5 protein-coding genes are annotated in these 12,605 nt (G+C 42.4%); 3 read left to right on the forward strand and 2 right to left on the reverse strand.

The features are described 5' to 3' along the window. Positions 1–46 precede the first annotated feature (46 nt). Complete coding sequence (locus GKO22_RS15655) at positions 47–1,375, reverse strand: metal-dependent hydrolase family protein (protein ID WP_166336685.1); 1,329 nt, start codon at positions 1,373–1,375, stop codon at positions 47–49. Positions 1,376–1,656: 281 nt separating this feature from the next. Between GKO22_RS15655 and GKO22_RS15660 the strand changes: the two genes are divergently transcribed. Next, positions 1,657–2,841 (forward strand): TlpA family protein disulfide reductase, encoded by a 1,185-nt coding sequence (locus tag GKO22_RS15660; RefSeq protein WP_166336687.1) that lies wholly within the window; start codon positions 1,657–1,659, stop codon positions 2,839–2,841. 52 nt (positions 2,842–2,893) lie between these two features. Here GKO22_RS15660 and GKO22_RS15665 read toward each other — a convergent pair whose 3' ends face one another. Next, positions 2,894–7,021, reverse strand: coding sequence for a hybrid sensor histidine kinase/response regulator transcription factor (locus GKO22_RS15665; RefSeq protein ID WP_166336689.1), 4,128 nt, complete (start codon positions 7,019–7,021; stop codon positions 2,894–2,896). A 285-nt stretch (positions 7,022–7,306) separates the two neighbouring features. Between GKO22_RS15665 and GKO22_RS15670 the strand changes: the two genes are divergently transcribed. Then, complete coding sequence (locus tag GKO22_RS15670; RefSeq protein ID WP_240920342.1) at positions 7,307–9,157, forward strand: family 16 glycosylhydrolase; 1,851 nt, start codon at positions 7,307–7,309, stop codon at positions 9,155–9,157. A gap of 234 nt (positions 9,158–9,391) precedes the next feature. Continuing rightward, positions 9,392–12,595 (forward strand): SusC/RagA family TonB-linked outer membrane protein, encoded by a 3,204-nt coding sequence (locus tag GKO22_RS15675; RefSeq protein WP_166336693.1) that lies wholly within the window; start codon positions 9,392–9,394, stop codon positions 12,593–12,595. The last annotated feature ends 10 nt before the right edge of the window (positions 12,596–12,605 follow it).

Below are 12,605 nucleotides of genomic sequence, written 5' to 3' on the forward strand. Positions count from 1 at the left end.
TGCGATACATACTAATGCCTTTGTCTTTTCTCTAATATCTACTTAATTACTTCCTCCCAATCGTATTCTTAAAAATCTGACCATCTTTTATAATCAGCAGGAAGTTTTTTTCTGGATTAGCGAGCAAAGACAGATCTTTCAGTGGATTGCCATCTACCAATAGCAGATCGGCTAATGCCTGCTCTTCGATCACGCCCAACTTACCTGGATATGGACTGCGTAAACCAGATAATTGCAAAAGCTCCGCATTGTCTTTCGTGATCATTTTTAGGATCTCGGCATTGGTAAACCATTTTTGTAAACGCAAGATATAACTGTTTTGATCGTCGTTCAGTTCTGGTTCGAATAAGAAATCCGTTCCCCAAGCCAACTTCACGCCTAATTTTTTGGCCAAAGGCCATACTTTTTCCTGTCCTTCCAATACGGGTTTGCGTTTCGCTTTGCGCTGGGCATCCATATTATCATTGTTGTCCATTAGGTTTTGCAAGCTAAGCCAGATGCCTTTATCTGCCAGCAATTGTAGGGTTTCTTCGTCGAGCATTTGTCCATGTTCGATCGATTTAACACCAGCTTCCACTGCGCGTTGTACTGCTCTTGGCGTGTAGGCATGCACCATCACATACGTTCCCCAATCTTCGGCTGCCTCTACAGCGGCTTTCATCTCGTCAAACGTATATTGCGTCACATCAATCGGATCATAGGCCGAAGAAGTGCCACCACCGGCCATCAACTTGATCTGGCTAGCGCCGAAGCGCAAGTTTTCGCGTACTGCAGTCAGTACTTCTGGCCGGCCGTCAGCAATGAAGGTAGCTCCATAACGCTCCGCTCTTGATACGACGCCAAAGAATTTGCGCGAACGCTCATCGGGAGTTCTAAAATCGCCATGTCCAGCCGTTTGGCTGATTGTTGCTCCAGAAGGCCACACCCGCGGTCCCACCAATTGGCCTTTATCAATTGCTGCCTTCAGCGGAAAAATAGGACCGCCTGCATCGCGCACACTGGTAAAACCGCGTAGTAGCATGTCACCAGCAGATTTGCCCACCTGTTGAACCAAAAATTCCTCTGACATGTCGCTGGTGACCATTTGCGGCAGCGTTAATGCACCAAATACCAAATGCACATGCACGTCAATCAGACCCGGCATTAAGGTTTTGCCTTTGCCATCGATTTTGACCACATCATCATCTTGAATAGCTATGGGAGAGGAGCTGATCTTCTCTATGGTACTGCCCGAGATCAATACATGCATGGGAGCAGTAAGGTCTGCCGCTTGATGATCAAGCAATCGGACATTCTGTAATAGCACCTGTTTGGTTTGAGCTTTAGCTGCATAAAGATTGGCCAAAAGTAGTGCCGTCGCAATAAGATATTTCATAAACAAGGGGTTAAGCCAAAAAGCATGATGATCGTAAACGAATGATTCCGTTAATTTCATTAATTACCAAGTTATGTCTTTTTGTGTTAAAGATTGTTATATATCTGGATTCTTGTCTAAATAAATTGACAATTTTCATACATTCGTTAAGATTTTTGTGTGTTTTTTCAATGATGGATGTTGGTCTATGCAACCTATAGTCAAATTTTGAAATAAAGCATATTAAAATCATCCTGCTGCCTTATAAACCTTACAATGTATATGTTAACCTAAGAAACCAAATGTTAAGAAACAAAAAAAAATTCCTATTTATTGCATTATTTTTCTCGTTAGTGTCGCCTTTTTTATACGGTCAGGATACTGTTGAAATAAAAATAAAGTTAGTTGATGTAGACAGAGACAAATTAATAATCCACGTTAACGATGGTATTACATTGTATTATATTGAAGATCAACCTAAAGATTCCATCATCACCGTGCGTAAGACCAACAATACGATATTCCCAAGGCTAACCATAGGTGATAAAGGATCTAATTTCTTTGCCACCTACTTTGTTAATGATAGCCTATCCAGTCTTACCCTTTACGGCAATCGTAGCGATTCTACTCTTCACGATGGCGATATCGTCAATCTTACCTCAGTCTTAGATACCGCTTCTAATGAAATTTACCGGAAATTACAAAACGAACAAATGGTGGAATCTCAAATTTTTGGGGAACTATATAATAGGTATATGCATGGAGGCAGAGATAACGATTCCTTAAAAAACGAATTCTTTCATGCAGTAAAGCAGAGGAATCGCAAGTCATCTAGTTTTCTACGACCGTACGCACATGATTTCTTTTCTTTTTTTTATTTTTCAGATCAGATAATGACTTCATTGCTATTTATAGAAAATGATGCGCAGTATTGCAATGAACTTCTTACGTATTTCGAATCAGTCTTTCCGAAAAAATTTAAGGAAACACTTGAAGGTCAGAAGATTGTAACGATATTGGAACAGAAAATTGCGGACTATGTGCTAGGGGAAAATAAAACTTTCCCTAATCTTAATATGAGTGATATTCACGGAAATGCTATTGCGTTTACTAATATTAAAGAAGATTTTTTATTCATTGATTTTTGGGCCAGCTGGTGTGGACCATGCTTGCAGCAACTGCCACAGGTCAAAGCCTTACGAGAGGAGTTTTCGGAAGATAGATTGAAAATATTGAGTATCTCGCTAGATAGAGACTCCCTTGCATTTACAAATGCGCGATTAGAGCATAACATAAATTGGACACACGTTTTGGATCGAGGACAACTACTCAGTGCCAAATTAGGTGTAGAAAGTATTCCCGCCGTCGTAATATTGGATCGTAATCGAAGAATTGTATACTATCATGTAGGGAGTACGCTCGATATAGATAGAATACGTAAAATTCTTCGTGCGAAAGATATACCCTATAATGCGTCGACAGAATGATCGTTATAGATCATTTTTAATGATAGCTGTGAGTTGATGTAGCTAGTCACGATCATATCGTCAAACGATGATTTTTTCGCAGCGCGTCGTATTTCTTTTTAAACTCCGATGGTTTCATTCCAAAAACTTTGGAGAACTGCGTACGGAAATATTTAATGTCATTGAAGCCTGCCGCAAAGGCTGCTTCACTCACATTAGAATCGGTCTCTATCAAAATTTGAGCAACTTTACGCAGTCGCACAAATCGAATAAACTCATTAGCCGATTTACCAGAAATAGCCTTAATGCGTTTGTAGAAATTGGAATGGCTCATGCCAATCAGGTCAGCCAGTTCTTTTACATTAAAAGATTCTTGATCGAGATTCTCTTCCACGATAGCAATTGACCTTTCTAAGAAGAGTCGGTGTTCTTTTGAGATTTTATGATTGTTCGGCTGCAGCGTGATCTCCTCATAGAAATGGCGCTGCATGTGGCTGCGGCTGTGAATCAGGTTGTTCACACGCGCGATCAAAAGTTCACGGTCGAACGGTTTGGTTACATAATCGTCGGCCTTACCTTCCAGTCCTTTGAGCTTGATATCTTGCGAGTTACTCGCTGTAAGCAAGATAATGGGTATATGACTTAATGCAGGAATACCTTTGATATGCTGACATAAATCAATGCCTGATAAGCCACCCATTACCACATCGCTGATGATGATATCTGGCGGTGTCTGCTCAATCATAGCGATACCGGCTTCTGCACAATCTGCTTCTTGAATCTCAAATTGACTTTGAAAGATTTTGCGTAAGTATTTTCTGATTTCGACATTATCATCGACCACTACCATCGTCTTCTTGTCACTCACCAAGTTTTGGTAATCTGGTGTTTCTTCTACAGTCGCAATAGTATGATTTGCCTCAATTACAACATCTTCCTGCACACGAGATGCGTCTTTAGAGTGGCGCGATGATTCGATAAATTCGTCTATACTCACGCTGTGCTCCACCACATCTTCGAAGATAGTGAATTCGGAAAGATGTGCTTTCCCATTTTGCAATACAATCTCAAACTGGGTGCCGGCAGGAGGATTTGGTTGATGAGTAATACAACCTTTATGCGCTGAAATGAAGCTTTTTACCAGGTATAGACCGATTCCAAAGCCACCTTTGTTATTACTATTGCCGATGTAATCCCGTTCAAATACATTGAATACCTGATCTTTATTCTGTACGGCAATACCACATCCCGTATCAATCACCTGAATGGAAAAGTCGTCCATGCGCCATTGCAAGACAACGCGAATGCTGCCGCCATCAGGCGTGTACTTAAAGGCATTGCTAATCAGGTTGAATAGGCAGATTTCCATTTTTTCCCGATCTACCAACAAGGCATATTGTTCAATATTACTTTCAAAAGCGTAATGAATGTGTTGTAAAGTCGCTTGCTGTTGAAAACAGGTAAATACTTCCCGCGTCAAACCCACAATATCTGCTTGCACCAAACGTAGTTGATCCATGCCACTCTCTGTCTTGCGAAATAATAACAGCTTGTCAACCAAGTTCAGCAAGCGTTTGGAATTACGGTATACCTGATGTATATCTTCCCGATCGATTTGCTGGGCTGGCTCCGTGCTCATTTCTTTGAGTGGATTTACAATTAATGTCAGCGGATTTCTAAATTCATGCGCGATATGGGTGAAAAATGCAATCTGCTTGTCGTGCAGCTCCTTCTTCTTCTCGGCATTAATATTAGCTAGATCGACCTCATATTTTAATCGAGTTTGCTTGCGATCATATCTTATATAGGCAAAAATAACTGTTGCGAATAAGATTAGATACGCGAAATAAGCCCATGCACTACGCCACCACGGTGGTAATATTTCAATTTGCATTTTTTTCTCCACGCCCGACCACACACCATCTGCATTGGTAGATTTGATGCGTAGCGTGTATTTACCTTCTTTTAGATTGGTATAATTGGCCGTTTTTACATTATCTACGTAGTTCCAATCTTTATCCCAACCTTCCAGAAAGTAAGCATACTCCACTTTGGTAGGGAAGGAGTATTCTAATGACGAAAAGTGTACGTTGAGCACAGCATCATCAAAAGGTATGGTGAGCTTGTCGATGTGGTTAGTCGAGCTGTAAATGCGATCTCCAGTGAAAAGCTTGGTAGACTTGTTATTGACGCTAACCGCTGTGAGCACCATTTTTGAATCACGCTGCAAGGATTTCAGTTGGCCGGGTTGAAATAGATTGAATCCATGAATCCCGCCAAACGCCAAACTACCGTCTTTCAACTTGATGGCCGCATTGTAATTGAATTGGTTGCTTTGCAGACCATCAGAATCGTAGTAATTCTTAAATGTTTGTGGGCTCGGATCAAAGTTTGACAATCCGTTGTAGGTAGATAGCCAGAGTGTGCCTGCATTATCGGGCAAAATATTTAAAATGGTATTGCTAGGTAAGCCATCTTTTTCAGAATAGCGCTTTACTTTGTTAGTCGATTTTTCGTAACGAAGTAATCCGCCGCCTTCGGTAGCAAGCCATAGATAGCCATCTTTGTTTGTGTAAATATCGCGCACCGGAAAATCGGTGTTGATGATTTTTTGTTCGCCAGTCTGAAAGTTGCGCATCGTCAAGGTAGACCAACTACCAAACCACATGAGGTCTGGCGATTCTTCGTACATGCTCAGTACGTCAATGATATCTTTTGATTTTTCTTCGAATTGATCCGTATTTCGGTTATAACAAAAGATCCCACCACCGTGTAATGCACTTGCCCAAATCCGTTTTTTGCTATCTGCGAATAATTTCCAAGTGGCCGAAAACAAGCGGTTGTTTTCTTTAGAAACGCAAGCATATTGTTTGAATACGCCTGTCTTGGGATCTAATCTATTAATCCCACCACCATACGTAGAAGCCCATACAAAACCCTGTTCGTCGCGCACGATGCTCGTCACGAAATTATTGTTTAGTTTTCCAGAACTACTCTTATCATCAGCAGCATAATGCGTGAAAGATTGCTGCTTACGAATCCAATGCATCATGCCGGCACCATCTGTTCCGATCCACAGGTCGTTATTATTTCCGTTAGCGAAAGAAAGGATAAAATTCTTCGGATTCTGTCGGTCGTTAGCAGATCCAGGTTGTATCACGTGGAATCGAGATAATCGATTGTCGACCACATGGAGACCACTTCGCAGTGTTCCTATCCAGTTACGCTGCATATGATCGACGTACATACTGTACACCGTCATACTTTTCATCCAGCTAGTACTTGCCTGATACTGTTCAAAACGGTTCGTCCTTTTGTCGAACTCAACAATTCCCTTGCCTTCAGAGCCTATATATACTTTTTCGTATTTGGCATAGAGCGTGGTGATTTCAAATGGAGCCAGTTTAGCATCTATCGGGTACATGGTGTATGATTTTTTATGCAAGTCGAATTCATACAATACCTGCTTGTTGTCATTAGATGCTACCCAGATAGATTGTCCGTTTTCATCCACTCGTATAGCGACACTATTTTTGGTGCGATCATCGATTACCTCCAAGGTGTTACTGCGAGGATCAAGTCGGCAGAGTCCGTAGTTGTGAATGAAAACCCATATCTCATTTTTACTGGTGGTCACGACTCCTTGTGCATTGTAATCAAAGATTTTTGTCCCGTCGTGCCGTTGTAGCGGAATTCGAGAGGCCATTGGTCGTTCGGTATCCGTATTCACGTGTAGCAGGCCATAGAGCGTCGTTGCGGCGTATAGCCCCTTTGTGGTATTGTATGCCAATTGGTTGACACTGGCCGATATGGGGTTTTGATCTTGTCGAAATGGAAGATAATCTTTCCAGTGTACGCGTTGAAAATGAGTGTAATCTGCGTCTAACTTGGCAAATCCCGATTTACTGGCTACCCATATCCGGCCTTTATCATCTTGAGAAATATCAGTAATCCGATTATCCGGCAATGAACAACCATCTTCAGGCTGATTTTTAAACACCATGAACTGATAACCATCATAGCGATTCAAGCCATCGAAGGTACCAAACCACATAAAACCATCCTGATCCTCAAATATAGACGTAACATTGTTATTGGATAGCCCTTGCTCTATACCAACGTAACGGGTATGAGGATTGCTTTCAGATTTTGCAGGCAATATAACTGTCGCAAATAATAATAGGAGTATCAGCGTTTTCATTAGGTGGCTAGTCTTTCTGGCAAGTAGTTACACAATGCTACTTGCCAATAAATATAAATTTAATAAAGCCTTAAAGCAAATTTAACCCGAATAAAAAGCGGGGCGGTAACGGCTAATATCACGGATTTGTGACGCTCAAAATGCCATTATTCGTATTATACACCCTTGTTTTGGTGAATATGCCCCTCTATCAGAATTTAGGAGCGCATACATTTGTTTCATACTAACCATCATATAATATCTATGAAAAAAAGCTCCATAATAGCTTACTTTATTTTTCAGTGTATGGCCTTCTGTTATGCACAAGATCAAAATTACCAATTGGTGTGGTCCGACGAATTTGATAAATCAGGTGCAGTCGATCAGAAACACTGGAATTTTGAAAAAGGTTTTCAGCGCAATCACGAAGATCAGTGGTATCAGGAAGATAATGCCACGATACAAAATGGTGTTTTGGTGATTGAAGCTAGAAAAGAAAGCAAAACAAATCCAACTTATGAAGTAGGTAGCAATCATTGGGCAAAATCTCGCAAAAATATCGAGTACACCTCCTCCTCCATAAATACCTCCGGTAAGCAATCTTGGAAGTATGGCCGATTTGAAATGCGCGCCAAAATTCCTATCGGACAGGGCATTTGGCCGGCATTTTGGACTTTAGGAGTCGATCGGGAATGGCCTTCTAATGGCGAAATAGATGTCATGGAATATTACCAAGGCAACTTATTGGCGAACATCGCGGTCGGTACTAATCGCCGTTGGCAAGCAGAGTGGCACAATGGTAAAAAAGCCGTCGCCGAATTAGGCGGAGCCAAATGGGCGCAGGATTTTCATGTGTGGCGGATGGATTGGGATGAAGATGAGATCGCTTTGTACGTAGATGATATGCTATTGAACAAGGTGCCACAAAGTAAATTGGCCAACAAAGACGGTTCTGGTTTTTATCCTTTCAAACAGCCACATTATATGTTGTTGAACCTGGCTTTAGGCGGTGATAATGGCGGCGAAATTGATGATTCGCTATTGCCTGCACGATATGAAATTGATTATGTGCGTGTATATCAGAAGCCTGGTCAGCGCCCTAAGCAAGTCGATACGCGAACTGCATTTCACCCCGGTGAACTGTGGTTAGACCAGAATGGCGAGCATATCAATGCACATGGTGGCGGTGTGTTATTTCATAATGGTACTTACTATTGGTACGGTGAAAAACGCGGTGGCAAAGAATCTCAAGGCGTTACCGTGTATTCCTCTAAAGATTTATATAGTTGGACAGCAGAGGGATTAGCGCTCAAGACATCAACGGATACTACCAGTCCAATTACACAAGGAAGTATCATTGAGCGTCCAAAAGTTATCTATAATGAGAAGACAAAGAAGTTCGTCATGTACTTTCATTTAGAGCTCAAAGGCAGAGGATATGAGGCGGCTTACGTCGGTTTAGCTACGAGCGATCATGCTGTTGGGCCTTTTACATTCCATAAAGCAGGTCGTGTGAATCCTAAAAAATGGCCGCTAAACATGACCAAAGCGCAGCGCCAATCTAGAGTTTCCGAGAGAGACCATCCCGAATGGTGGACACCAAGCTGGATGGAAGCGATCAAGGACGGCCTTTTTGTTCGTCGTGATTTCGAAGGCGGACAAATGGCTCGGGATATGACGTTGTTTGTAGATGATGATCAGACCGCCTATCATGTGTATTCTGCGGAAGATAATCTCACCATTCACATTGCAGAATTGACCAAAGATTATCTGGGATATACAGGCAAATATGTACGCGTAGAACCGGGTGGTCACAACGAAGCTCCTGCTTTATTGAAAAAGGATGGAAAGTACTACATGGTAACCTCTGGTTGTACGGGTTGGGCGCCTAATGCTGCTCGATTGTTAACGGCTGACAAGATGCTGGGCGAGTGGACTCGCCACGACAATCCTGCCGTAGGATCTGGTGCAGATCGCACCTTCGAATCGCAAAGCACGCACATCCTTCCAGTGCAAGGCAAAAAGGATGCATTCATCTTTATGGCCGACCGGTGGAATCCTAAAAACTTAAAAGATAGCCGATATATTTGGCTGCCTATTGAATTTGATGATGCCGGATTATTGTTCTTCCAATGGCAAGATCGTTGGAAATACTAAGGAAAGTATGCCTAAACATAAAAAAGGCGTTCTAATTCATTTAAAAACATATTTAAAACGAATTTACCCCTTGTCAAAGATGAAAATGCCCACGTTATGGGCATTTTTTTTATAGAAATTTGTCCCTTAACTAATCGATCCTAGCCAGTGCGCACGACAGTGTGTACCACAATGAACCTAACAACATCGGCTACCAATCGATAAGAAAAATATAAATCCTAATTACCAAAAAGAATGAGAAAAAATCGTTACCTCATTAAGAGCGTCGCTTTGATGTTTTTAATGATCGCAGTGGCACTCCATTCCGCTTATGCCCAAAGTCGGCAAGCTAGAGGAAAGGTCACCGCAGAAGGACAAGCACTTGCAGGCGTATCTGTGCAAGTGCAGGGTACGCAGCAGGGGACTGCTACCAATGAACAAGGTGAATTTAGCATCGCGGTAAAACCGACAGATGCATTGATCATTACCGCGATGGGATACCAGCGGCAAACCATTAATTTAGCCGATCAAAATGCTGGCGCAAACGGAGAATTTACGCTCAACGTAGAGATGTTGACCTCCGGGGGCGATGCGCTAGAAGAAGTAGTCGTCGTAGGTTTTGGAACGCAAAAGAAAACCAACCTGACGGGTTCCGTAGCTATTGTTGATTCTAAGCAATTAGAGAACAGACCGGTTCAAAATGCGGTACAAGCCTTGCAAGGTTTAGCACCAGGACTTAATATCTCCCAAAATAGTGGTTCTATGGAAGCCGGTGCGTCGATCAACGTGCGTGGATTGGGTACTATTGGTAGTTCATCTTCTTCGCCATTGGTATTGATTGATGGATCGGAGGGATCACTTACTGCCTTGAATCCGCAGGATATCGAAAGTATATCCGTATTGAAAGATGCTGGTGCATCTTCTATCTATGGATCGAGAGCGGCGTTCGGGGTAATTTTGGTCACTACCAAATCGGGTAAAGCCGGAAAAACAGTCGTTAACTACAATAACAACTTCCGTACAAATAGGCCGACCAGCATGCCTTCTATGATGGACTCGTATACTTTTGCACAATACTTCAACCGTGCGGCGGTTAATGGGAATAGTGGCTTGGTTTTTAGCGAAGCGCACTTACAACGTATTTTAGACTACCAAAATGGCACGATTACGGGTTCTACCATCGTAGATCCCAACAATTCATCCCGTTGGGGTGAAGGCTATGCCTACGGTAATGACAATGTAGATTGGTTCGATGTGATGTACAAAGACCGTGCATTTGCGCAGGAACACAACCTAAGTTTGAATGGCGGCTCGGAAAAAACAACCTTCTACCTTTCTGGAAATGCGATGAAACAAGGTGGTATGATGGCTTTCAATACCGATCACTACGATCGCTACGCGGTATCTGCCAAGATCAATTCCCAAGTTTCTGACTATTTCACGGTAGGATACAATGCACGTTTAGTGCGCGAAGACTATCAGCGTCCAGCCAATCTAACGAATGCATTTTACGACGATTTGGGTCGTCAAGGTTGGCCAACTTTGCCATTGTATGATCCAAATGGGAACTTATTTAGTTCGCCTTCTCCAGCATTAGGCATGCGTGATGGTGGTCACGACAAATCGACCAAAGATTTTGTGTTTCAACAATTGCAATTGACTTTAGAGCCTATTGCAGGTTGGAAAACAGTAGGACAGATCAACTACCGTACATCTACGCAATTTAGACATTGGAATTCCCAACAATTGTATAATTATGATGTGAATAATGAACCTTACCTGTTCAAGCAAGCGTCTAACGTGCACGAGTACGGATGGAAGGAAAATTATTATAATGCCAATGCCTATTCAGAATACGACAAATATCTCGGAAATCACCATATCAAAGGGATGGTTGGTTTTCAAGCAGAGTGGACAGGGAATCGTAGCTTAAGCGCGCAGCGCAATGGTATTATCGCTCCGAATCAACCGGTATTGGATTTGACGACTGGTACAGATCCTAATGGAGAGTTAATCGTTCCGGCTGTCACAGGAGCATACCAAAACTGGGCAACAGCAGGTTTCTTTGGTCGGGTGAATTACGATTATCAAGAAAAGTACCTTTTCGAAGGTAACCTCCGTTATGATGCTTCTTCTCGCTTCCGTCAAGGAACACGTTGGGGATGGTTTCCTTCGGTGTCTGCCGGATGGAATATTTCCAAAGAATCTTTCTTCGAGAATTGGACATCTACCGTGAATATGTTGAAGTTACGTGCTTCTTACGGAGAACTGGGTAACCAAACGACAGAAAATTGGTATCCAACCTACGTGGTAATGCCAATCGGAGTGACGAATGGTCAATGGTTATTGAATGGTACGTCACCCAATACGGCTGGAGCACCAGGATTAGTAAGCTCTTTTCTAACTTGGGAATCGATCAATACCGCCAATATCGGGGTCGACTTTGCTTTGATGAGTAACCGATTAACGGGATCTTTCGAAGTATTTACCCGCAAAACCTTAAATATGGTGGCCGATGCGCCGACCTTACCAGCTACATTAGGAACTTGGGTGCCGCAAAGTAACAATACAGACTTGAAAACAACTGGTTTTGAAGCGACAATCGGGTATAATGATCGTACGGCTGGTGGTTTTGGCTACGGCGCGAAGTTCTTACTTTCCGATTATCAAACTACCGTAACCCGTTTCAACAACGAAGCTGGTCAATTAACTAGATATCGTACAGGACAAAAAATGGGTGAAATCTGGGGTTATGAAACCATTGGCATTGCCAAAACACAAGAAGAGATGGATGCGCACTTAGCGACATTGCCCAATGGTGGACAGAGCCGCTTAGGTCAGCAATGGGGGGCTGGTGATATCATGTACAAAGATTTAAATGGCGACGGTGTGATTGACTGGGGAGATGATACCGAAGGTAATCCTGGTGATAAGAGAGTGATTGGTAACAATACGCCACGTTACAGCTTTGGTTTGAACTTGAATGCAGATTACAAAAACTTTGATTTAAGTTTATTCTTTCAAGGTGTTGGAAAAAGAGACATTTGGCAGGGCGGATATTATTTCTGGGGAGCAACGTCAAACCAGTGGTTTTCCACTGGTTTGACAGCACACGAAGATTTTTTCCGTCCGGAAGGCGATCCACTAGGATCTAATTTAGATGCTTACTATGCCAGACCTGCCTTCAACACGAGCAGAAATCAGCAAGTTCAAACGCGTTATTTACAAGACGCTTCATACATCCGTTTGAAAAATATCATGTTGGGCTATACGTTACCAGCTGGTACGATGGATCGTTTGGGAATTTCTAGAATGCGTGTGTATATATCAGGTGAAAATGTGTGGACTTCTTCTAAAGTATCGTCTGTATTCGACCCAGAAACGATCGATGGAGGTTCAAGCGGAACAGTATATCCATTGAACAAAGTATGGTCAGCTGGTCTTAGTCTTACGTTTTAATTAGGAAAAT

Source organism: Sphingobacterium chungjuense, from assembly GCF_011316935.1.
Classification (GTDB): domain Bacteria; phylum Bacteroidota; class Bacteroidia; order Sphingobacteriales; family Sphingobacteriaceae; genus Sphingobacterium; species Sphingobacterium chungjuense.

Bases quoted from the DNA above. Each gene is read 5' to 3' on its own strand.
- GKO22_RS15670 (WP_240920342.1), top strand. From the start codon at position 7,307: ATGGCCTTCTGTTATGCACAAGATCAAAATTACCAATTGGTGTGGTCC.
- GKO22_RS15655 (WP_166336685.1), bottom strand. From the start codon at position 1,375: ATGAAATATCTTATTGCGACGGCACTACTTTTGGCCAATCTTTATGCA.
- GKO22_RS15675 (WP_166336693.1), top strand. From the start codon at position 9,392: ATGAGAAAAAATCGTTACCTCATTAAGAGCGTCGCTTTGATGTTTTTA.
- GKO22_RS15665 (WP_166336689.1), bottom strand. From the start codon at position 7,021: ATGAAAACGCTGATACTCCTATTATTATTTGCGACAGTTATATTGCCT.
- GKO22_RS15660 (WP_166336687.1), top strand. From the start codon at position 1,657: ATGTTAAGAAACAAAAAAAAATTCCTATTTATTGCATTATTTTTCTCG.